Here is a 25,072-nt window from a genome sequence, read left to right as displayed (position 1 = left end):
ATAAGCAGTTTTTAAGTAAATTTGCGCCATGAATTATAATCTTTCAATTATGATAAAAGAAAAAAACAATGCTACATTGACTTTTGAGGATTTCAAGACTGAAGTATTGAATGATTATAAGATAGCTGTAACCAGTCGCGAATGCAGTCTGTTAGGACGCAGAGAAGTATTGACAGGAAAAGCTAAATTTGGAATTTTTGGTGACGGGAAAGAAGTGCCACAATTAGCAATGGCCAAATTCTTTAAAGATGGCGACTTTCGTTCAGGCTACTATCGTGACCAAACCTTCATGATGGCTATTGGCGAATTTACAATAGCTAATTTCTTTGCCGGATTATACGGCAATACCGATATTAAACAAGAGCCCATGTCGGCTGGGAGACAAATGGGAGGTCATTTTGTAACTCATAGTTTAAACGAAGACGGAAGTTGGAAAAACCTGTCTAAACAAAAAAATTCCAGCTCTGATATTTCTCCTACTGCTGCTCAAATGCCTCGTTTACTGGGTTTAGCCCAAGCATCTAAGGTTTATCGCAAAATAAACAATATTCCTAATCAAAGTAATTTTTCCAACAAAGGAAATGAAATTGCCTGGGGAACCATTGGAAATGCCAGTACATCCGAAGGAGTTTTTTTTGAAGCCATAAATGCCGCCGGAGTTTTACAAGTACCAATGTTAATTAGTATTTGGGATGACGAATACGGTATTTCGGTACACGCAAAACACCAAACTACTAAAGAAAACATCTCTGAAATCTTAGCTGGATTTCAACGCGATAAAAACAGTAATGGAATTGAAATTTTCACCGTAAAAGGCTGGGATTACTCTGACTTGATTACTACTTACGAAAAAGCATCAAAAATTGCCCGAGAGCAACATGTTCCCGTTTTAGTTCACGTAACCGAATTAACACAACCACAAGGACACTCAAGTTCAGGATCACATGAAAGATACAAAAGCACAGAACGACTGAACTGGGAAAGAGAATTTGACTGTATCAGACAAATGAGACTATGGATGATAGCTATTAATATCGCTTCTGCCGAAGAACTCAACGAAATTGATACCGCTATCAAAAAAGAAGTTTTAGAAGGTAAAAAGGCTGCCTGGAATTCATTCATAGCCCCTATTGTTAGTGAGAAAAACGAACTCGTTAGCTTATTGGAAAAAATTGCTCCTTCAAGTAAAAACAAAGAAGAAATTCTAAAACTTTCAAACAGCCTAAAAAACATTAAAGATCCTCTAAAAAAGGAAATCCTAGCTACAGCCCGAAAATCTTTACGTTTAGTTGTTAACGAAGTTCAGGGAAAAGAATTATCACTTTGGATACAAAAATACACTCAAATAAATCAGGCTACTTTCAGTAATCATCTTTATTCAGAATCTAAAAATAATGTTTTTTCAGTTAAAGAAGTATTACCTACTTATGCCGCAGATGCCAGAAAAGATACAGACGGACGAATGATTATCCGTGATAACTTTGATGCTTTATTTGCTAAATATCCTGAGGTGCTTATTTTTGGAGAAGACTCAGGAAATATTGGCGATGTGAACCAAGGATTAGAAGGAATGCAGGAAAAATACGGAGAAACCCGTGTTGCCGACGCAGGTATCCGAGAAGCCACTATTATTGGTCAGGGAATAGGACTCGCATTAAGAGGATTACGACCAATTGCCGAAATTCAATATCTTGATTATTTATTGTATGCTATTCAAATTCTGAGTGACGATTTGGCTTCATTGCAATACCGAACAGTAGGAAAACAAAAAGCACCATTGATTATTAGAACCAGAGGACATCGCCTGGAAGGGATTTGGCATTCCGGTTCTCCTATGGGAATGATTATCAATGCTATTAGAGGAATTCATGTTTTAGTTCCCAGAAACATGACTAAAGCTGCCGGTTTTTACAATACATTACTAGAATGCGACGAACCTGCCTTAGTTGTTGAATGTTTAAATGGTTATAGATTAAAAGAAAAAATGCCTTTGAATTTTGGTGAATTTAAAACACCAATCGGTGTAGTTGAAACCACAAAAGAAGGTACTGATATTACACTTGTTTCCTATGGTTCTACCCTTAGACTAGTAGAACAGGCGGCCAAAGAATTAGCCGAAACCGGTATTGATTGCGAAGTAATTGACATTCAATCCTTAATCCCTTTCGATATCAATCACGATATTGCCAAAAGTCTAAAGAAAACAAATCGCCTTTTAGTAATTGACGAAGATGTTCCTGGAGGAGCTTCAGCTTATATTTTACAAAAAATAATTGAAGAACAAGATGCTTATCAGTTTTTAGACAGCAAACCGCAAACTCTTTCAGCAAGAGAACACCGTCCTGCTTATGGAACTGATGGAGATTATTTTTCAAAACCTTCTATCGAAGACATTTATGAAAAAACATACAATATTCTTTCAGAATCTAATCCTGTAAAATATCCAAAATTATATTAAAATTGTATTTTCCGCTATAAACAAAAAAAGTCCCGAATTTTTCATCGGGACTTTTTCATAAATCAATGAGGCAACTTATTTTTTAGAACTCCATATAAAAAAGTTCCCAGTACAGCTCCCAGAAGCACCACAATAACACTTGTAAAACCAGCTCCAATCAAAATAAATATGGGACCCGGGCAAGAACCCGCTAATGCCCATCCTAATCCAAAAATTATTCCGCCTAAAAGATAACGCGCTGTTGAATGTTCCTTATCCGGAATACAAATTGGAGCCCCCGAATAATCTTTTAAATGGTATCGTTTTATAATTTGGATTCCTACAATACCTGTCAAAACAGCCACCATAATAATTCCATACATATGGAAGGATTGAAATTGGAACATTTCATAAATTCGATACCAGGAAACCGCTTCTGATTTGGTTAATACAATTCCGAAAACAAAACCAACTAATATAAACTTTACTAATTTCATATTTTAATATTTATTATTTTTTATAGGTAATACCTGTCTGCCGACAGGCAGGTGTAATTCGCATATAACCAATTTAGTAATTATAACCAATTTTAGTTGATGCTCATTTCATTACTTATACAATTAAAGGTAAAATAAAATGAGCCATAATTAATCCGCCAATAAAAAATCCCATAACAGCTATTAAAGAAGGAAGTTGTAAATTACTCAATCCCGAAATAGCATGTCCTGAGGTACATCCTCCGGCATAACGAGAACCAAAACCAATTAAAACCCCACCAATAATTAAAATCAAAATCGATCTTGGAGATTCAAAAACCTGATTCGAAAACAAGGCATCAGGCATTAATTTTCCTTGTGGCGCATCAATATTCATCATTTCAAGCTGTGCTATCGTTTCAGGATTTATCGACACATTAGAAGCGTCACTTAAATAATGAGTAGCGACAAAGCCTCCTAACATTGCTCCGGCTACTACAGCAAGATTCCAACGCTGTGATTTCCAATCAAAACTAAAAAAAGCTACTTTTTTTCCTGCACCTGCTATACTACAAAGCGTTCTTAAATTAGAAGACATTCCGAAAGATTTTCCGAAATAAATTAAAATCAGCATTATCAAGCCAATTATAAAACCCGAAATATACCATGACCAGGTATGATAAATCAATTCCATATTTTTTATTTTTTTGTCAAAGTTAAAAAGTATGTTCCCATTGGAGTGTGAGAAATGTTACATTCGATAAAATTAATTCACTTTCTTTAAAAAAAAGCAAATTAATAACTCCATTTTTGAAGTTCTCAATATCTTTGCAAGACTATTACAAAACCAACTATTCCCAAATTAATTCATTTATGAAATCACAATTGATAACCCATTTACGTAAGCAAATTCAAGGAAATAAAAAGCTGATACTTTTTATGATCTCTAAAAAAATAATTGTTACTCTGATCATATTATTTTTAAGCAGTTCTTGTATAAGTACAAAATCTACTTTAAAAAACGTAGATGACAATGCTCCTAATCTTAAACTAGCCAAAGACAATACTTTTGTCATTACTGAATACAGCAAAAACAAGAAATATGGCTATGATAAAGATTATCCCATCAATATTTTTTATTATAACACCTACAATGAACAAATCAATGAAGAACGTTTTTTGAACGCCTTAGCTGGACCTAAAGGAGAAAAAATCAGCTTTACTAAATTAGAAACCTGTTGTCCGTTCCCAACTAAAAGAAGTACTATGGGAGCCGGATTTTTAAATGTTTACGAAATCCGTTGGCAAGGTCAAAAAAAACCTGTTGTTTTATATTTGAACATCTATGAAAAAGGTGCGTTAATGTGTCCTGTAGGTTTAAGCATTCGAAAAAAAGAATAAATCCTCAACTAAAAAATAGTTGCTTTAGCCTTAATTTAATAGCTTATTAAAATCGGCAAACTCAAAAATCATAACTACCTTTGCAATCATTAAAAATCACTTATGAACATACAAAATATCCCTCAAATTAAACATACTGAAAGCGGTAATTTTTTCTTACTTTCAGGGCCTTGCGCCATCGAAGGAGAAGAAATGGCATTGCGCATTGCCGAAAAAATTGTTGGTATCACTGACAAGTTACAAATCCCTTACGTTTTTAAAGGTTCTTTCAAAAAAGCAAACCGTTCCAGAATTGACAGTTTTTCCGGAATTGGAGACGAAAAAGCATTAAAAATCCTTAGAAAAGTTTCTGAAACTTTCCATGTTCCTACTGTAACAGACATTCATACCAATGAAGATGCTGACATGGCAGCTCAATATGTAGATGTTTTACAAATCCCTGCTTTTTTAGTACGTCAGACGGATTTAGTTGTGGCTGCTGCCAATACAGGAAAAACAGTCAACCTGAAAAAAGGACAATTTATGAGTCCGGAAAGCATGAAACATGCCGTACAAAAAGTGTTGGATTGCAATAATCAAAACGTAATGGTGACTGATCGCGGAACTATGTTTGGTTATCAGGACATGATTGTTGATTTTAGAGGAATTCCTACTATGCAACAGTATGCTTCTACAGTACTTGATGTCACGCATTCATTGCAACAACCCAACCAAACAGCAGGAGTTACCGGCGGAAGACCTGATATGATTGAAACCGTTGCCAAAGCTGGAATTGCTGTAGGTGTTGACGGGATTTTTATTGAAACCCACTTTGATCCGGCTAATGCTAAAAGTGATGGAGCGAATATGTTGCATCTGGACTATTTTGAAGATCTAATGACCAAATTAGTCGCTATTAGAAAAACAATTAACGCATTCTAATTTTAAATTTATAATTAACATTTTCGTGAAAAAAATATTCACTACTGCTTTTATTACATTCTTATTCACTAACTGTCTAAGTGCTCAGGAAACAATTAAAATACAAGATAAATATACCGCTCATAACAAAGGAAAGTTCTTTGTTTCATGGGGCGGAAACAGAGAAAGTTATTCTAAATCGGATGTGACTTTTAAAGGAGAAGGTTATAATTTTACCATCGATAATATGGTTGCTCATGATAAACCAAAAGGCTGGCATATTGATTATATTAATCCCGCTCGAATGACCATTCCTCAAACCAATTTAAGAGTGGGTTACTTTATCAATGACCATTACAGCATTGCAATAGGTGTAGATCACATGAAATATGTAATGACTCAAAATCAAACGGCAAATGTTACAGGAACTATCGACATAGGCTCTGACTTTGATGGAACTTACAATAATACTTCTACCCAAATGACTGAAGCCTTTTTAAAATTCGAACATACTGACGGACTGAATTATGTAAATACCGAATTTTCAAGACATGATGATATTTCGACATTATTCAAAATTAAAAACACTGATAAAATCCAGGTTAATTTAACAGAAGGTATTGGTGTTGGAGTACTTTATCCAAAAACCAACACTACTTTATTAGGAAAAGAACGTCATGATGATTTTCATATTTCAGGCTTTGGAACTTCTGTAAAAGCCGGTTTAAACCTTACTTTCTTTAAGCACTTTTACATTCAGGGAGAATTAAAAGCAGGATATATCAACATGCAGGATATTCGCACTACACAAAGCAATGCCGATAAAGCTTCGCAGGATTTTTTCTTTCTGCAAAGAATTATTGCTTTTGGAGGAATTTTCAGAATATAAATTCTGAACCATTTTATTTTAAAGAGGTTTATTGCCCGGTAAACCTCTTTTTATGCTCTTAACATACAATTCAATCTATTTTATAAGTATTTTTAATGATTAAAATACTTATCTTATTTTAGAAAAACTCCCCAAGTCTTTTTAAAAAACCTATTTATTACAATACCGACATTATTTTAATAAATAACTATGACAAAAAATAGAGAAAATGGCGTTGTTCAGGATTTTGATTTTTTTAGCAACTTCGAGAAGTTTTTTGACCTATCACAAGATTTGTTTTGTATTGCAGGATATGATGGTTATTTTAAAAGAATAAATCCGGCAGTTTCAAAACTTTTAGAATATTCTAACGAAGAGTTATTAGCAAGACCAATAAACGATTTTGTTTATAATACAGATAAAGAAAAGACCAGTTTAGCCAGAAATGAACTTAAAAACAAGATTCCATTATTTAGCTTTGAAAACAGATATTTAACTAAAAGCGGACGAATAGTTTGGCTTTTATGGACTTCAATACCTGTTGAAGAAGAAAAATTAATCTATGCCGTAGCTAAAAACATTACTGATAAAAAAGAATTAGAACAGGAACGAAAACTACACATCAAACAACTTACCGAAATAAATAAAGAGTTCAAACAACTCAGTTATTCAGCAGCACACGATTTAAGATCGCCAGTTAATAATATGCTTTCTATTTTTGAATTGATGGATACCAATAACATTCAAAATGAAGAAACTTTAGAATTTATTTCTATTTTAAAAAGCACCGCAGATACCTTAAAAGAAAATCTGGATCAATACATCCGACTTTTAAATTCGAAAAACCAAACCGATTCACAATTAGAAGAAATTGATTTAAAAACTGCTTTGGATGAAGTTTTGATTGCCATAAATTCATTAATCCAAAATTCAAAAACTACAATAAATATCGACTTTTCTGTAACCGACAAAGTATATTTCAACAAAGCTTATTTGAAAAGTATTTTTTTAAACCTGATAACAAATGCTATCAAATACGCTAAATCGGATATTTTACCGGAAATAACCATTCGTTCAGAAAAGCGCAACAACAAAACGCAGTTGATAATTTCAGACAACGGAATTGGATTTGATCTCGAAAAAGTTAAAGATAAAGTTTTTGGTTTGCACCAAACCTTCAATGAACACATTGACAGCAACGGTATTGGACTCTATTTAGTATATAACCACGTTACTAATCTGGGAGGTCATATCAGTCTTGAAAGTGAAGTTGATAAAGGAGCTAAATTTGAAATAACTTTCAACAACTAAAAACAAAGATTTCATCTCACAGATTCACAAATTAAAACAATACAAGCTGTGAATCTGCGAGATAAACCCCTTAAAATTGAACTATAATTTCTTAGCGTTTTTTACTTTTTGATCCGTAATTGCAATCGCCAGTACTTCGCTCATTTCTTTTACATAATGAAAAGTAACACCTGTTAAGTATTCTGCTTTAATTTCATCAACATCACTTTTGTTTTCATGACACAAGATGATTTCTTTGATATTAGCTCTTTTTGCAGCCAGAATTTTTTCTTTAATTCCGCCTACAGGCAATACTTTTCCTCTAAGGGTTATTTCACCTGTCATTGCTATATGTTTCTTAACTCTTTTTTGTGTGAAAAGAGAAACTAACGAAGTTAACATCGCAATTCCGGCACTTGGGCCGTCTTTAGGCGTAGCACCTTCTGGAACATGTAAATGAATATTATATTTAGATAACAATTCAGAACTCAAACCTAATTGATCCGCATTGGCTTTGATGTATTCCAAAGCAATTGTAGCCGATTCTTTCATTACCGTACCTAAATTTCCGGTAATACTCATTCCACCTTTTCCTGGTGAAAGTAAAGATTCTATAAAAAGAATATCGCCACCAACGCTTGTCCAGGCTAATCCTGTAACTACTCCGGCTACATCATTACTTTCGTATTTATCACGCTCTAATCTTGGAACTCCAAGTACACTTACAATGTCTTCATCAGTCACTTTTTTATTGTACTCCTCCTCCATGGCAACTGATTTTGCTGCGTTGCGAATCACTTGAGCAATTTTAGCTTCCAGTCCACGAACACCTGATTCACGGGTATATCCTTCTACAATTTTTTCCAATTGTTTTTTTCCAATAGTTAAATCTTTCGAAGTCAATCCATGCTCTTTTAATTGACGTGGAAACAAATGCTGTTTGGCTATTTCTACTTTTTCTTCAATAGTATAACCTGACATTTTGATAATTTCCATACGGTCTCTCAAAGCTGGCTGGATAGCACTCATATTGTTGGAGGTAGCAATAAACATCACCTTAGACAAATCATAGCCTAATTCGACAAAATTATCGTAAAAAGCGCTGTTTTGTTCCGGATCTAAAACCTCTAATAATGCCGAAGACGGATCGCCATGATTACTATTAGACAACTTATCAATTTCATCCAAAACAAACACCGGATTTGATGTTCCCGCTTTTTTTAAACTCTGGATAATCCTTCCTGGCATCGCACCAATATAGGTTTTTCTATGTCCGCGAATTTCAGCTTCATCACGCAATCCTCCTAAAGAAATTCGAACATATTCTCTACCAAGTGCTTCAGCAACCGAACGTCCAATAGAAGTTTTACCCACTCCAGGAGGTCCTGTTAAACAAATAATTGGCGATTTCATATCGTTTCTCAATTTCAAAACAGCCAAATGCTCTATCATTCTTTTCTTTACTTCTTCCAGTCCAAAATGGTCACGGTCAAGTATTTTTTGAGCATTTTTTAAATCGAAATTGTCTTTCGAATATTCATTCCAAGGCAAATCCAATAGCAATTCCATGTAATTTCTCTGGATACCATAATCAGGAGCCTGCGGATTCATACGTCGCATTTTTGTCAATTCTTTTTCAAAAATAGTCTGCGTTTTTTCATCCCATTTTTTCGACTTAGATTTCACTAACATCTCGTCCATTTCTTCTTCCTGAGTCGAACCACCTAATTCTTCCTGAATGGTTTTCATCTGTTGGTGAAGAAAATATTCTCTTTGTTGTTGGTCTAAATCAAAACGTACCTTAGATTGAATATCATTTTTTAATTCGAGTTTTTGCAACTCAACATTCATATATTTAAGAGTCTCTAAAGCCCTGTCTTTTAAATTATTGATAGCTAGTAAATCTTGTTTTTCTTTAACAGATAAATTCATGTTAGAAGTAACAAAATTGATTAGGAAAGACTGACTTTCAATGTTTTTTATAGCAAAAGTAGCTTCACTTGGAATATTCGGACTGACCTTAATAATCTGGATAGCCAATTCTTTAATAGAATCCAAAATTGCTAAAAATTCAGAATCTTCTTTATCTGGTCGCTCTTCTGAAAAATCTTTTATCAATGCCGAAATATAAGGTTCTTCAGAAGTTACCGATTCGATTTCGAAACGTTTTTTACCCTGTAGAATCACGGTTGTAGTTCCGTCAGGCATTTTAAGTACACGCAAAATACGTGCAACTGTGCCAATAGAATTGATATCTTCTATTGATGGATCTTCGATTTCTTCATTTTTTTGAGCTACAACACCAATAATTTTTCCATCAGCATTTGCATCATCAATTAATTTGATCGATTTATCTCTGCCGGCTGTAATAGGAATTACCACACCCGGAAACAAAACCATATTTCGCAATGGCAAAATAGGAAGAGAATCAGGCAATTCTTCTTTTATCATTTCTTCTTCATCTTCCGGAGTCAATAAAGGAATCAATTCTGCTTCAGAATCGAATTCTTGTTGTGACAGATTGTCAATAGTAAGTATTTTATGTTTTGACATAGTGTAATTTAAGTCTTTTTGTCATTAAACAATTCAACCGCTCAATAACAAAGTTAGTATTTTCATGTTTTATACTACTGTAAATCAATTAGTAATATAAAATCGTGTTTTGTATAGTGTATATAAGTCAATCTTTATGCCATAAAGCCCAAAAGAAAACCCTCAAAAGATAATTGTCATTTGAGGGCTTTTATTTTATAAAAAAAACAGAAATTATTTTAATATTCCACATCAAAAGTACCTTCGGTTATTACAAATGGAATCGCTCCATCAGTTGTAAACTGAAAACTTCCTTTGATTCTGTCACTTGTTTTAGAAGTAATTGTAATATTTCCAGAAATTGCTTTGTATTCATCATCAGCATCTTCATAATACCCCTGAACATCCCCACTCAAAGTATTAGTAATAGTATAACTTCCTGTACTCAAAGTGTTTTTTATATCAATTGATAAATTATTTAAATTAGCATCTAAAGCACCGATAGTTATGAAATCATTAATTTCAGCAGTAAAAATATCAGTAGCAGCAAAATTAGCACTACCTACTTTTGCTGTAAAAACATCATTAGTTTCTTCCTGAGTTACATACGGAATGTCTTTAAAACTACCATTTGTAAACTGAATTGCCGCCCTGGGATTATCCGGATCAGTCCAATATCCTTTAAATTGAAAAGTTCCCGATATGGTTTTCTTTTCCGTATCAATTTTAGTAATAATAATCGAACCTGTGTTCTCAGTTGGATTATCATCATTTATAGCCCAATAACCATACTCTGTACCTGCTGGTGTATAAGCTACAAGATTCACGTTGGCTGCATAAGTCCCTACAGTATTTCCTTCTATCATAATTCCAAAGGCCTCCCCTTTAGAATTAATTGCTGAAATTTCGATAAAATTTCCTGAAATTATAGCTTGAGTTTCTTTTGCTGTCCATGTATTACCATTAAAATCAGCCTTAAAAACTCCTGAAGCCGAATTGCCCGGAACTGTTTCAACTGTACCATCAACAGGCTCATAAGTACAAGATGCAATTAATACAACTATAAACAATATGGCAAATTGTATTTTACCTTTAAATATTTTCATAAATTGGAGCTTTTTATATTATCTCCAAATATAATTTTTTATTTTATTTTTCCTACTATTTCTTAGGCACTTTTCTCAACAAAAGAACTCCAACAATAAAAAATACTGCTAAAAAAACAATGGCAAATCGAGGACTGCCTGTAATTTGATCTATAGCTCCATAAACAAGCATTCCTATTACGATTCCGATTTTTTCGGCTACATCATAAAAACTAAAAAAAGAAGCTGTATCCTTTGTTTCCGGTAATAATTTGGAATATGTAGAACGAGATAAAGACTGAATCCCACCCATAACTAAACCAACTAGAGCCGCCATAATATAAAAGTGCAAAGGCAACTTTATAAAGTAAGCCGCCGCACATAATACAATCCAAAAACAATTTAAAAAGATCAAGGTTGTAATATTTCCATATTTTTTTGATGCCTTTGAAGTTAATAAAGCACCAAAAATTGCTACTATTTGAATTAATAAAATACAGCTAATCAATCCTGTAGTTGCAGCCGATTTAGACTCCCACTGAATTTCCTGTTCACCAAAATAAGTTGCTACTAACATTACCGTTTGCACCGCCATGCTATACACAAAAAAGCTTATCAAATATTTCTTTAAAGCAAAATTATCTTCTAGTGCAATCCATACTTTTTTAAGTTCTTTAAATCCGTTAAATAGAATTTTGTTCGTTATTCTTTGGGAATTTTCATTACCCTTTGGCAAATAATAATAAGTATATTGACTAAAAACAATCCACCAAATTCCAACCATTACAAAAGAGTATTGCATTTGCATGATTTTTTCAGCATCCGGAGCAGACATAATCAAAAACAAACTTACAGCTAACAAAAGTACACTTCCGAAATACCCCAAAGAATATCCCTTTGCACTTATAGCATCCTGCTGTTCTTCAAACGCAATATCAGGCAAATAGGAATTATAAAAAACCAAGCTTCCCCAAAAACCTATTAAACCTAAAAAATAAAAGAGTAAACTAATGTAAATATGCTCTAAACTAAACCAGTACAGTCCAATACAAGAAAAAGCCCCCAAATAACAGAAAAACTTCATGAAAAACTTTTTGTTTCCCACATAATCAGCAATACCGGACAAAAGTGGAGAAATAAAGGCTACTTTTAAAAAAGCTGCTGCTGTAACAAAACTAATTAAAGCCGAATTTTTAATTTCTGTACCAAAAACATGAATATATGTTTGATCTTTACTGAATAAGGCCAAATAAAAAATAGGGAAAACCGCCGAAGCAATCACCAAACTATATACTGAATTTGCCCAATCGTAAAATGCCCAGGCATTTAATAATTTTTTATCTCCTTTTTGTAATGAATTCATATCGTTCTCTTTCTTTTTTTGCCGACGAATTTATAGTTTTTTATACAGTTTCTACCAAATATCAACTAAAAATATATTTTTAGTAGTAAACATAAAAAAAGCCAGTCTAAACGAACTGGCTTATAAAATATTTCTCTGTTTTTTATTTGAATGTTACACCAAATTTAGCTGCAATGGCTTTAGCTTCCGGAATCATCGCTTTTAAGTTCGCAATTCGGGTAGCATCAGATGGGTGTGTACTCAACATTTCGGCTGGAGCTCCGCCTCCTGAATTAGCCGACATTCTGGTCCAAAAATTAATTGCTTCTTCCGGATTATAACCCGCTATTGCCATCAATGTTAAGCCAATTTTATCAGCCTCGGTTTCATGACTTCTGCTAAAAGGAAGCATTACTCCTACCTGAGATCCAATTCCATAATATTGTTGCCACATTTGTTGTTTTTCGGCGCTTTGACCTCCTGTTGCAGCAGCAACACCTGCCGCTCCCAAAGTTTGTAATTGTGATGCACTCATACGCTGCGCACCATGATTAGCAAGAGCGTGAGAAACCTCATGTCCCATTACGGTGGCTAAACCGGCATCGTTTTTTGTAATTGGTAAAATCCCTGTATAAACTACAATTTTACCTCCAGGCATACACCAGGCATTTACTTCTTTATTATCTACTAACTTATACTCCCATTGGTATCCTTCTAAGTAATTTGTTTGACCAAGAGAAGCCAAATAACGTTCGGCAGCCAGTTTTATCTTAATCCCGACAGATTCTACTTTTTTAGCATCAGCTGTTCCTGAAACCACTTTGTTTTCCTTCAAAAAAGTTCCATATTGCTGAAAAGATGAAGGAAATAATTCGCTATTAGAAACAAAATTCAACGTTCTTTTTCCGGTTAACGGATTAGTTGCACAGGAATAAATCAATCCCAAAGTAGCAAGTCCTAAAAATAATATATTCTTTTTCATAGTAGTTGTTTTTCTACAAACAAAAATACGATTATTATCCAATAATATGCAAAACATTAAAGTCTTTAGGAACAATTAGATATTGATGCTCTTTAAAACCAGCAGCATCAAAAACTATCTCTTCATTATCAATTTCTACTGTTTTAACTTCAAATGGCAATCCAATGAAATTGATTTTAAATTTAGTATAATTAGTATCGTATTTACCTTCTTTGTGCAACTGAATATTCAATTCTGATTCTTTTCCTGTCATTTGGAATGATAAAAAGCTAAATCGCCCTTTTTTATAATCATAACCATCTTGTGCGTCTTCATAAACTACTGATTTCTCTTTACCTTCTTTATAATACAAATCCAATGTAAGTTCTTCAAATTCTATTTCGCCCACATATTGTTGTACAGGATATTTAGGAATAATGGCACCCGCTTTTACAAAAACAGGAATTTCGTCAAATTTGGTATCCACCCACATTTCTTTTCCTCCTTTTACCATACAATTAGTCCAGTAATTATACCATTGACCACGAGGAATATACATTCTTCTTCCTAAAGCATTAGGCTCTAAAATTGGACAAACTAATATTTGGTTACCAAATATAAACTCGTCATTTCGATAATGTGTCTGAATATCTTCTTGGTCAAAATATACTAATGGTTTCAACATTGGCGTACCTTCTTCGATATATTGCCAGAACATAGTGTACAAATACGGTAATAATTGGTAACGAAGATTCACAAATTTTCGGGTAATATCAATCACTTCTTCATCAAAAGCCCAAGGTTCCTGATTACCATGATCTCCGGACGAATGCGTTCTGCAAAACGGATGAAAAACACCAAGCTGAATCCATCTTGCATACAATTCTCCTGTAGGTTGTTCTGCAAAACCTCCAATATCTGAACCAGTGAATCCCATACCTGAAATAGACATTCTTTGTACTTGAATGTTGGCTATCCACAAATGTTCCCATGTAGCTACATTATCCCCAGTCCAGGACGAAGTATAACGTTGTGCTCCGGAATATGCCGATCGGGTAATGATAAAAGGTCTTTTTGGATAAGCAAAACGTTTCACTCCATTATAAGTAGCTCTTGCCATTTGCGTTCCATAAATATTATGTGCTTTTCTATGACTACATGGATTTCCGTCATAATTATGACGCACATCATTAGGGAAAGTTTTGTTAGGAACTTCCATTACCGCAGGTTCGTTCATATCATTCCACACTCCTTTTACCCCAATATCTGAAATTAATTCTTTAAATAATCCAGCCCACCATTCTCTTACTTCAGGGTTTGTATAATCCGGGAAATTACATTCTCCAGGCCACACTTTTCCTTTCATGTAAGGACCATCGGCTCTTTTGCAGAAATAATCCTTTGCCAAAGCTTCTTTGTAAACCCAATATTCTTTGTCTATTTTAATCCCGGGATCAATGATAACAATGGTTTTAAATCCATCTTCGGCTAATTCTGACACCATTCGTTTAGGATCCGGGAAATACTCTTTGTTCCAGGTAAAACACCTGAAACCTTCCATATAATCAATATCCAAATAGATTGCATCACAAGGAATTTGCAACTCCCTAAATTTAGCAGCTACTTCTTTTACATTACTTTCGGGGTAATAACTCCATTTACATTGATGGTAACCCAATGCCCATAATGGCGGTAATTCGGGTTTTCCGGTCAAATCAGTATAAGAAGTTACAACGTCCTGCATATTAGGCCCGTAGAAGAAATAATAATTCATTTCTCCCCCATCTGACCAAAAACTGGTTACATTTCTTCTTTCATGACAAAAATCAAAAAAAGTTCTAAAAGTATTATCAAAGAAAATCCCATAGGCTTGTTTATGATGTAAACCTATATAAAAAGGAACTACTTTATACAATGGTTCCTGTTCTTTTTGAAAAGCATATTGATCGGTGGCAAAATTCTCCACTCTCTTTCCTTTCAAATTCATTTGGGTAGCTTTATCTCCCAAACCATAAAAACATTCACCATCTCTGGAAGCCTTACTCATTTTTACGATGTTTCCACCAAATTCATAACACTCTTCCCAATGAAAGCCCAATTCATCTTCTAATAATACATTTCCTTTTAAATCATATATCGAAGCTCGCAAATCAGCTTTTTGAATTTTACAGATGATTTTATTAGTAGTAATTTTATAATAAGTCTCTTCCTCTGAAATTTCGAGATGATTGTATCCATGCGAATGACTCTCATCAATAGCGTAAGAAAAATCGTTGCTAAAATAGCCTTTCGTTGTAAAACGAAAACGAATTAAACTATCTCTTAAAACAGTTAGTTTTAAAATAACATTATTCTCTGTATAAAAATATACCGAATCAACATCTTGCGTATAGGAAACCACTTTTGAAGGATATAAATCTCCTTTATATTCTAATTCTGTATTTGTAATCATTTCAGTCCTTTTAGATTAGTATTTGTGTGTTCTCTCAAACTTACAAAAAAACTTTTTTATAAATAAACAATAGCTTTTTTATTAACGAAATCGTAATAGTTGACTAATTATCAAAAAAAAGAAGCATTAATAACAATATTAATACTTCTCTCTTAAAAAATTAAATTTTATGAAGTCTGATTTTAAAAATAGAAAAATTACTGTTTACAAAATTTTAAAAACAGTCACACTCAAGGGAGGCAACAACAATTCAACCGAATAATCTCTTCCTCCGTAAGGTGAAGATTCAATTTTTAAATCGGCTGTATTCAGCACATTACTTCCCTGATATTTCTCTGAATCGCTATTAAAAATTTCAGTCAGTTTTCCTTTTTTTGGAACACCTATTCGGTAATTCTTACGAACAATTTGGGTAAAATTGCACACTACAATCAAATCGTCTTTTGAATTATTTCCTTTTCGAATATAAGAAAGCACCGCATTTTGATGATCCGAATAATTAATCCATTCAAAACCTTCATGACTAAATTGTTTTTGATACAAAGCTGGTTGGGATTTGTATAATTGATTCAAATCTTTAATAAGCTCTTTTACACCATTATGAACTGGATATTGCAATAAATGCCAGTCTAAACTTTCCTGAAAATTCCACTCAGCCATTTGACCAAATTCGCCTCCCATGAAAAGTAAATTTCCTCCCGGATGTGTAAACATATAACCGTAAAGCAAACGTAAATTGGCAAATTTCTGCCATTCATCACCCGGCATTCTATCGGCAATAGATTTCTTACCATACACCACTTCATCATGAGACAAAGGCAACATAAAGTTTTCGGTGAAAGCATACGTCATTGAAAAAGTTAAATCGTTTTGATGATACTTTCTATATACTGTTGCTTTTTGAAAATATTTTAAGGTGTCGTGCATCCATCCCATCATCCATTTCATCCCAAAACCGAGTCCTCCTACCGATGTAGGTCGGGAAACCATCGGGAAAGAAGTACTTTCTTCAGCAATAGTCTGTACTCCTTCATAATTAGAATAAACTACCTCATTGAATTCTTTTAGAAAACTAATAGTATCCAGATTTTCATTTCCTCCAAAAATATTAGGTTCCCATTCTCCATCATTTCTGGAATAATCCAAATAAAGCATCGAAGCAACAGCATCAACCCTTAATCCATCTATATGATAATGTTGTAACCAAAACAAAGCATTACTAATCAGGAAAGAGCGAACTTCGTTTCTTCCATAATTAAATACTAAACTTTTCCAATCGGGATGATAGCCTTTTCGACGATCAGGATGTTCATAAAGATTGGAACCGTCAAAAAAACCTAATCCATGAGCATCATCGGGAAAATGAGAAGGTACCCAATCCAGAATAACTCCTATTCCTGCCTGATGTAATTTATCTACCAAAACCATGAAATCCTGTGGGTTTCCAAAACGGGAGGTTGGAGCAAAATAACCAACTAATTGATACCCCCATGAAGGATCATAAGGATATTCCATTACAGGCATAAACTCAACATGAGTAAATCCCATTTCTTTTACGTAAGCAACTAAATCTTCAGCTAATTCCAGATAAGTCAAAAACCGATTTCCTTCGCCGCGTTTCCAGGAACCTAAATGCACCTCGTAAACCGAATAAGGTTTATCTAAATCATTATGTTCTTTGCGGGTTTTCATCCATTTGGAGTCATCCCAATCATGATTTAAATCCCAAACTACAGAAGCTGTATGTGGGGGTTTTTCGCAATAAAAAGCAAATGGATCCGCTTTTTCAGTAACTAAACCATCATTATTAGAAAGTATTTTGTACTTATAATTTGCGCCTTTGGATATATTAGGAATAAAACCTTCCCATATACCCGAAGAATCCCAGCGTACATAAAGTTCGTGTTCACCTTGTGTCCAAAAATTAAAATCTCCCACAACAGAAACCGAATGGGCAGTTGGTGCCCAAACTGCAAAATATACACCTTGTACTCCATTTAATTCCATTAAATGAGCACCTAACTTTTCATACAATCTAAAATGTTTTCCAGCTTTGAATAAGTTAATATCAAAATCAGTAAAAAGGGAATGCGAGATAACTTTACTCATAGTATTATTGGTATAATTCTAAATCTTATAAAATAGAATATTGATATAAAAAAAACAGTTTATTTAACTTATTCAATTCTAAAATTATCAGGCAAAGTCACACCTTTTTTAATAACGACAATTCCATCTTTTATGGCATACAAATCAGTAGTAGTATTTTCTAAATGAGAACCACCATTAATGTAAACATTATTCCCAATTCGGCAATTTTTATCTACTAAAGCATTATTGATATAGCAACCTTCTCCTATACCAACTAATATTTTATTATTTTTAGAATCTACTTCCATGTCTTCAATACTTTGATAAAAATCATTACCCATTACATAAGTATTTTTAACAACTGAATCTTTTCCTATTCGAGAACGAATTCCAATAACCGAATGCACTATTTCTTTAGCATTTAAAATACAACCTTCAGAAATTAAGGATTTATCTACCATTGTATTTTTAAACTTAGATGGCGGTAACATTCGAGGCCTTGTATAGATTTTGTTAACATCATCAAACAAATTAAACTTAGGCACATCCTCAGTCAATCCTATATTTGCTTCAAAGAATGAATCAATATTTCCAATATCAGTCCAATAACCTTCGTATTGGTAACTAAGAATTTTATTCTTCCCAACAGCCTGCGGAATAATTTCTTTACCAAAATCTTTTGTATCAGGATTAGCCATTAAATCCACCAAAAGTTGTTTGTTAAAAATATAAATACCCATAGAAGCCAGATAATTTTTACCCTCTGCTTTCATTTCTTCACTCACATCCGATTCCCAGTCTGGTAATAATTCTTTAGCAGGTTTTTCAATAAAAGATTCTATACAACTATCACTATTTGTTTTTAATATTCCAAATTCAGGAGCATCTTTGGCATTAACCGGCAATGTAGCAATGGTAATATCAGCTTCTTTTTTAATGTGCTCTTCAAGCATATCATTAAAATCCATTTGATACAACTGGTCTCCCGATAAAATCAAAGCGTAATCAAAATTATGGTTCAAAAAATGAGGCATACATTGTCTTACTGCATCGGCAGTTCCCTGAAACCAGGTTGGATTATCCGGAGTTTGTTCAGCTGCTAATATATCTACAAAAGCCTGACTAAACGCACTAAAAACATAAGTATTTTTGATATGTGCATTCAATGAAGCCGAATTAAATTGTGTCAAAACAAACATTCTATAAATATCTGAATTCATACAATTTGAAATAGGAATATCTACCAATCTATATTTCCCCCCAACTGGTACTGCTGGTTTTGATCTCGTTTCTGTCAATGGATATAATCTGGATCCCTGTCCTCCTCCTAAGATAATAGCAATAACATTTTTTCTTTTTGCCTTCATATTTTGTTAAGTATTAAGTTGTACATTTCTATATATTCCTGACTGGCTTTTTCCCAGGAATGATCGGTGCTCATTCCTTTTTTTCTAATTTGATTTAATTGCTCTTTATCCTTGTACAAGCTAACTGCCCTTTGAATTGAATAACAAATATCTCCAACCGAAGATTGGTCATGACAAATTCCATTTCCATTGTCTCCAAAATCAATCACAGTATCTTTCAATCCTCCTGTTCTCCTAACAATAGGAATAGTTCCATATCTTAAAGAGTACATTTGATTCAATCCGCAAGGTTCTACTCGTGAGGGCATCAACAAGAAATCAGCTCCTGCATATATTAAATGCGCTAATTCTTCATTGTAACCTATAAATGTGTTGTAATTTCCTTTATAATCGACTAATAAACTATTCAATTGGTTCTCAATATTTACATTTCCCGAACCTAATATCAAAATATTAATCTCTTTATAATTCTCAGACAAGGCTAAAGCCGAAGCCTGTGGTAATAAATCGCCTCCTTTTTCATCCCATAATCTACCTATAAAACTAAACAGAGGTTTGGTTGGGTCAAGATTAAAAAGTGTACAAAGAATTTCTTTATTCTGTTGTTTTCCTTTCTCAAAATTGGAGACAGAATAATTCTTTTCTAACATTTTATCTTTTGCCGGATCCCAAACTTGTACATCAATGCCATTCAAAATTCCTTTCGATTTATAACGAACAAGATTAAAAAGTGATTCTAAACCATTTGCCGAATAATTTATTTCATTCAAATAACTTGGAGAAACAGTGGTAACAGCAGCAGCACATTTGACCCCAACAGCCAATGAATTAATACAATTATCCCATTCTAAAATTTTCACATGACCTAAATCAAATTCAGGAAAATAATTCAACTTTTCGAAACTAAACTTCCCTTGATACAAACCATTGTGAATAGTAATCATCGAAGGTGTATTAAATAATTTATGGTACTTATGACAATTTTGCATCATAAACGGAATCAAACCTGTATGATGATCATGACAATTAACAACATTTGGCATCGTTTCTCTTCCAATAATCCAATCTAAAGTTGCAATCTGAAAAGAAACAAAACGCTCAATATCATCCTCATAACCATAAACATCTTTTCTATCAAAAAGCTCAGGTATTTCAATTAAATACAATTCAAAACCAAGCTTATCTGTCTTTTCTTTAAGAACACTAAAAGGAAAACTAAAATTCCCTAACTGAACCGCCCCCCAATGCACACACTCAAACTCATTTTCATCCCTGAATTTAGTTTCATAACAAGGCATTACAACCCGCAATTTATGACCAGCATTACTTTGGTATTTTGGCAAGGCTCCTACTACATCAGCTAAACCACCTACTTTAGCTACCGGATAGCACTCTGCACTAATATGAAATATTTCCATTTATTGATTTAAGTTTAATTAGGGTTAAAAAAATATATTATAAAAAAGATTAGTTAAATTATCATTAAATAAATACAAACACTATCAAAATCATTAATGATATCATTTTTAACTTTTTCTAAATATAGTAAAAAACAGAAACAATAACACCAAAAACTTAAAAATATTATCCTCTAAAATTAACTTTTTTTATAATCAAAACCTTTCAAAAAGATGAGTTTTTAATTAAAATTATAGAAATTGATAATTCATAAATTAAGCCGCTACAAAATCATTATTTTCTTATAATATATTGCTTAAAATTATATAATTATAATTCCAAAATCAGTAAGACAAATCAAATAGTAATGATTTGATAACGATAAAGAATTTACTAAATTTGAAAATGGACTTATTTAGTGATACAATAGATTGGAAAGAAGAATTAAATCCAATCCTGAATAAATACAAATCAAGAAAACACCCGCTAAAATACCGTAATTTATACGAATTAGTAATTATGGTCATTTTATCTGCTCAAGATTCAGATGAAAATATTAACAGAATAACCCCTAATTTCTTTGATGCTTTTCCAAATATAGAAAATTTAACAAAAACAAAAGTTGAAGCTATATTTCCATATATTCTTCAGGTTAAATTCTACGAAAACAAAGCTAAATGGATTATCAACTTAGCGATGACCATCAAAAAAGAGGAAAATATTCCTCTAACAATGAGAGAATTAACCAGTATAAAAGGAATTGGTCGAAAATCAGCCAATGTAATTATGAAAGAAGCTGGAGAAACATTAGAAGGAATAATGACTGACCTTCATGTTCTCCGGGTAGTTCCAAGAATCGGAATAGTTAATCCAACAAAAGACGGATTGAAAGCAGAAAAACAATTAATGGCTGTTTTACCAAAAGAAATTTGGAACGAAATCGGCATGGCAATTTCATTCTTAGGAAGAGAAATATGCAGACCGAAACCTAAATGTTCAGAATGCCCGATAAATTCAGTTTGTAAATATCCCAAAAAATCCATTTAAAGTAATTATAGTCAACATTCTGTATCAGGACAAGACAGTATAAAACAAAAAACCCTATCTGATTAGGATAGGGTTTTCAAAGAAAGGCGACGACATACTCTCCCACAAAACTGCAGTACCATCTGCGCAGGCGGGCTTAACTACTCTGTTCGGGATGGGAAGAGGTGAGCCCCGCCGCAATAACCACCTTAAGGTTGTTAGTTTTCAGTTCACAGTTTATAGTTTGCAGTTTTTAAACTCTTAACTTATAACTCAAAACTCATAACTGCTCGCGTCGAGCAAATATCTTAACATACTGAGATAAATAATTTAAATTGTCATTAGAAAGTTTGCTGTCCCGATTTACATCGGGACAAGCGGATGTACATAAGCTTACAGGTTATTAGTACTACTCGGCTATGACATTACTGCCTTTACACCTATAGCCTATCAACGTGGTCATCTCCCACGACCTTTAAAAGAAATCTCATCTTGTGGTGGGTTTCGCGCTTATATGCTTTCAGCGCTTATCCCTTCCCAACGTAGCTACTCTGCAGTGCCACTGGCGTGACAACAGATACACTAGAGGTTAGTCCAATTCGGTCCTCTCGTACTAGAATCAGATCCACTCAAATTTCTTGCGCCCACAGTAGATAGAGACCGAACTGTCTCACGACGTTCTGAACCCAGCTCGCGTGCCACTTTAATGGGCGAACAGCCCAACCCTTGGGACCTTCTCCAGCCCCAGGATGTGACGAGCCGACATCGAGGTGCCAAACCCCCCCGTCGATATGAGCTCTTGGGGGAGATCAGCCTGTTATCCCCGGCGTACCTTTTATCCTTTGAGCGATGGCCCTTCCATGCGGAACCACCGGATCACTATGCTCTACTTTCGTACCTGATCGACCTGTATGTCTCTCAGTCAAGCTCCCTTATGCCATTGCACTCTTCGCACGGTTACCAAGCGTACTGAGGGAACCTTTAGAAGCCTCCGTTACTCTTTTGGAGGCGACCACCCCAGTCAAACTACCCACCAAGCAATGTCCCCCCGGTTGGGGGTTAGGCCTCAGATAAACAAAGGGTTGTATTTCAACAATGACTCCACAACGCCTGGCGACGCCACTTCACAGTCTCCAACCTATCCTACACATCATTTATCCAAGGTCAATACTAAGCTATAGTAAAGGTGCACAGGGTCTTTTCGTCCCACTGCGGGTAAACGGCATCTTCACCGTTACTACAATTTCACCGAGCTCATGGCTGAGACAGTGTCCAGATCGTTACACCATTCGTGCAGGTCGGAACTTACCCGACAAGGAATTTCGCTACCTTAGGACCGTTATAGTTACGGCCGCCGTTTACTGGGGCTTCAATTCAATGCTTCTCCGAAGATAACATCTCCTCTTAACCTTCCAGCACCGGGCAGGTGTCAGGCCCTATACTTCATCTTACGATTTTGCAGAGCCCTGTGTTTTTGATAAACAGTCGCCTGGACCTCTTCACTGCGGCCCGCCTTACGGCGGGCGACCCTTCTCCCGAAGTTACGGGTCTATTTTGCCTAATTCCTTAGCCATGAATCTCTCGAGCACCTTAGAATTCTCATCTCGACTACCTGTGTCGGTTTGCGGTACGGGTACTATTAACCTGAAGTTTAGAGGTTTTTCTTGGAAGCCCTTAGGCGCACTATCACTTCAACCGAAGTCTCCGTGTACTATCGTATTTCACCATTCTCTACGGATTTGCCTATAGAGAATATAGCTAGGTACTTTAACGAACTATTCCGTCAGTTCGCGGCGCTTTCATCACTCCGTCACCCCATCACAGTTAACAGTAGTACGGGAATATTAACCCGTGGTCCATCGACTGTCCCTTTCGGGTTCGCCTTAGGTCCCGACTAACCCACAGCTGATTAGCATAGCTGTGGAAACCTTAGTCTTTCGGTGTGCGGGTTTCTCGCCCGCATTATCGTTACTTATGCCTACATTTTCTTTTCCAGCCAGTCCAGCATACCTTACGATACACCTTCAACCCTGCTGGAATGCTCCCCTACCACTTTGCTTACGCAAAATCCATAGCTTCGGTAATATGTTTATGCCCGATTATTATCCATGCTCGTCCGCTCGACTAGTGAGCTGTTACGCACTCTTTAAATGAATGGCTGCTTCCAAGCCAACATCCTAGCTGTCTGGGCAGACAAACCGCGTTCTTTCAACTTAACATATATTTGGGGACCTTAGCTGATGGTCTGGGTTCTTTCCCTCTCGGACTTGGACCTTAGCACCCAAGCCCTCACTGCTAGAGAACATTATATAGCATTCGGAGTTTGTCAGGAATTGGTAGGCGGTGAAGCCCCCGCATCCAATCAGTAGCTCTACCTCTATATAACTTATATCTAGCGCTGCACCTAAATGCATTTCGGGGAGTACGAGCTATTTCCGAGTTTGATTGGCCTTTCACCCCTACCCACAGGTCATCCGAAGACTTTTCAACGTCAACCGGTTCGGTCCTCCACTGTGTGTTACCACAGCTTCAACCTGCCCATGGGTAGATCACACGGTTTCGCGTCTAACACTACTGACTAAAGCGCCCTATTCAGACTCGCTTTCGCTACGGATCCATACCTGAAGTACTTATCCTTGCCAGCAACGTTAACTCGTAGGCTCATTATGCAAAAGGCACGCCGTCACCCCACAAAAGGGCTCCGACCGCTTGTAAGCGTATGGTTTCAGGATCTATTTCACTCCGTTATTCACGGTTCTTTTCACCTTTCCTTCACAGTACTGGTTCACTATCGGTCTCTCAGGAGTATTTAGCCTTAGCGGATGGTCCCGCCAAATTCAGACAGGGTTTCACGTGCCCCGCCCTACTCAGGATACCACTATCTATTACAATCATTACTTATACGAGGCTATCACTCTCTTTGGCTCTACTTTCCAGTAGATTCTAATTCTTCATGCATAAAATCTCGTGGTCCTACAACCCCAACATTGCCGTAACAACATTGGTTTGGGCTAATCCGCGTTCGCTCGCCACTACTTACGGAATCACTTTTGTTTTCTTCTCCTCCGCCTACTTAGATGTTTCAGTTCAGCGGGTTTGCCCACCTATCGGTGTACTATGTCTTCAACATAGTGGGTTGCCCCATTCAGGTATCTACGGATCAAATCTTGTGTGCAGATCCCCGTAGCTTTTCGCAGCTTATCACGCCTTTCATCGCCTCTGAGAGCCTAGGCATCCCCCATACGCCCTTATTTTGCTTATTGTACCAATCTTGTTAATTAAAACAAGACCGTTTTGTTTGTTTCCTATTATAAATAATAGAAAACGCTTTCTACTTTTTAATATTTTTTATCTCAATATGTCAATGAACTTTAATAAGTATTAAGATTTTTGTATTAAGTATTAAGACATTGTCTTGATACTTTGTACTTATATCTTTGTACTTT

The 25,072-nt window shown here is 35.0% G+C and carries 16 protein-coding genes and 2 rRNA genes; 6 read left to right on the top strand and 12 right to left on the bottom strand.

Annotated elements, in window-relative coordinates:
* Positions 1–49 precede the first annotated feature (49 nt).
* A complete protein-coding gene (locus BIW12_RS13685) occupies positions 50–2,458 on the top strand; it encodes an alpha-ketoacid dehydrogenase subunit alpha/beta (RefSeq protein ID WP_071185623.1) in 2,409 nt (802 codons plus the stop codon).
* A 62-nt stretch (positions 2,459–2,520) separates the two neighbouring features.
* On the opposite strand, the gene BIW12_RS13680 is transcribed toward BIW12_RS13685, so the two are convergent.
* Positions 2,521–2,934: a DUF6691 family protein gene (locus tag BIW12_RS13680; RefSeq protein ID WP_071185622.1), complete on the bottom strand. Its 414-nt coding sequence runs from the start codon at positions 2,932–2,934 to the stop codon at positions 2,521–2,523.
* Between the two features lie 115 nt (positions 2,935–3,049).
* Positions 3,050–3,607: a YeeE/YedE family protein gene (locus tag BIW12_RS13675; protein WP_071185621.1), complete on the bottom strand. Its 558-nt coding sequence runs from the start codon at positions 3,605–3,607 to the stop codon at positions 3,050–3,052.
* 245 nt (positions 3,608–3,852) lie between these two features.
* On the opposite strand from BIW12_RS13675, the gene BIW12_RS13670 reads away from it, so the two are divergent.
* The 4 genes from BIW12_RS13670 to BIW12_RS13655 all read left to right on the top strand — a co-directional run bounded on the left by BIW12_RS13670 (position 3,853) and on the right by BIW12_RS13655 (position 7,393).
* Complete coding sequence (locus BIW12_RS13670; protein WP_071186435.1) at positions 3,853–4,314, top strand: 2-dehydro-3-deoxyphosphooctonate aldolase; 462 nt, start codon at positions 3,853–3,855, stop codon at positions 4,312–4,314.
* Between the two features lie 102 nt (positions 4,315–4,416).
* On the top strand, positions 4,417–5,235 hold the full coding sequence (kdsA, locus tag BIW12_RS13665; RefSeq protein WP_071185620.1) for a 3-deoxy-8-phosphooctulonate synthase: 819 nt from the start codon (positions 4,417–4,419) through the stop codon (positions 5,233–5,235).
* 25 nt (positions 5,236–5,260) lie between these two features.
* Entirely contained in the window at positions 5,261–6,103 is an 843-nt protein-coding gene (locus BIW12_RS13660; protein WP_071185619.1) for a hypothetical protein, read from the top strand.
* Between the two features lie 189 nt (positions 6,104–6,292).
* Complete coding sequence (locus BIW12_RS13655; RefSeq protein ID WP_071185618.1) at positions 6,293–7,393, top strand: PAS domain-containing sensor histidine kinase; 1,101 nt, start codon at positions 6,293–6,295, stop codon at positions 7,391–7,393.
* 81 nt (positions 7,394–7,474) lie between these two features.
* Here the strand turns inward: BIW12_RS13655 and lon are convergent, their stop codons facing one another.
* The 8 genes from lon to BIW12_RS13615 all read right to left on the bottom strand — a co-directional run bounded on the left by lon (position 7,475) and on the right by BIW12_RS13615 (position 20,620).
* On the bottom strand, positions 7,475–9,925 hold the full coding sequence (gene lon / locus BIW12_RS13650) for an endopeptidase La (RefSeq protein ID WP_071185617.1): 2,451 nt from the start codon (positions 9,923–9,925) through the stop codon (positions 7,475–7,477).
* Positions 9,926–10,143: 218 nt separating this feature from the next.
* Positions 10,144–11,010 (bottom strand): DUF6252 family protein, encoded by an 867-nt coding sequence (locus BIW12_RS13645; protein WP_071185616.1) that lies wholly within the window; start codon positions 11,008–11,010, stop codon positions 10,144–10,146.
* 55 nt (positions 11,011–11,065) lie between these two features.
* On the bottom strand, positions 11,066–12,352 hold the full coding sequence (locus tag BIW12_RS13640) for an MFS transporter (RefSeq protein ID WP_071185615.1): 1,287 nt from the start codon (positions 12,350–12,352) through the stop codon (positions 11,066–11,068).
* 142 nt (positions 12,353–12,494) lie between these two features.
* A complete protein-coding gene (locus tag BIW12_RS13635; protein WP_071186433.1) occupies positions 12,495–13,313 on the bottom strand; it encodes a M48 family metallopeptidase in 819 nt (272 codons plus the stop codon).
* 34 nt (positions 13,314–13,347) lie between these two features.
* Positions 13,348–15,744: a glycoside hydrolase family 31 protein gene (locus BIW12_RS13630; protein WP_071185614.1), complete on the bottom strand. Its 2,397-nt coding sequence runs from the start codon at positions 15,742–15,744 to the stop codon at positions 13,348–13,350.
* 204 nt (positions 15,745–15,948) lie between these two features.
* Positions 15,949–17,853 carry a 1,4-alpha-glucan branching protein GlgB gene (glgB, locus tag BIW12_RS13625; RefSeq protein WP_071185613.1) on the bottom strand — a complete coding sequence of 635 codons (1,905 nt, stop codon included), beginning with the start codon at positions 17,851–17,853 and terminating at the stop codon, positions 15,949–15,951.
* A gap of 68 nt (positions 17,854–17,921) precedes the next feature.
* Complete coding sequence (locus tag BIW12_RS13620; protein WP_071185612.1) at positions 17,922–19,202, bottom strand: glucose-1-phosphate adenylyltransferase; 1,281 nt, start codon at positions 19,200–19,202, stop codon at positions 17,922–17,924.
* Complete coding sequence (locus tag BIW12_RS13615) at positions 19,199–20,620, bottom strand: glycogen synthase (protein WP_071185611.1); 1,422 nt, start codon at positions 20,618–20,620, stop codon at positions 19,199–19,201. The genes BIW12_RS13620 and BIW12_RS13615 overlap by 4 nt, the downstream gene beginning before the upstream one ends.
* A gap of 385 nt (positions 20,621–21,005) precedes the next feature.
* Here BIW12_RS13615 and BIW12_RS13610 point away from each other — a divergent pair, with 385 nt between their 5' ends.
* Complete coding sequence (locus BIW12_RS13610; protein WP_071185610.1) at positions 21,006–21,647, top strand: endonuclease III domain-containing protein; 642 nt, start codon at positions 21,006–21,008, stop codon at positions 21,645–21,647.
* Positions 21,648–21,728: 81 nt separating this feature from the next.
* Here the strand turns inward: BIW12_RS13610 and rrf are convergent.
* Both rrf and BIW12_RS13600 read right to left on the bottom strand, forming a co-directional pair.
* Positions 21,729–21,838, bottom strand: a 5S ribosomal RNA gene (gene rrf / locus BIW12_RS13605).
* A 171-nt stretch (positions 21,839–22,009) separates the two neighbouring features.
* Positions 22,010–24,889 (bottom strand): 23S ribosomal RNA (locus tag BIW12_RS13600).
* Between the last annotated feature and the right edge of the window lie 183 nt (positions 24,890–25,072).

The sequence above is a fragment of the Flavobacterium commune genome (assembly GCF_001857965.1).
In the GTDB taxonomy this organism is placed as follows: domain Bacteria; phylum Bacteroidota; class Bacteroidia; order Flavobacteriales; family Flavobacteriaceae; genus Flavobacterium; species Flavobacterium commune.
Note: the sequence above shows the minus strand (reverse complement) of the source record. Positions and strands in the feature narration are given on the sequence as shown.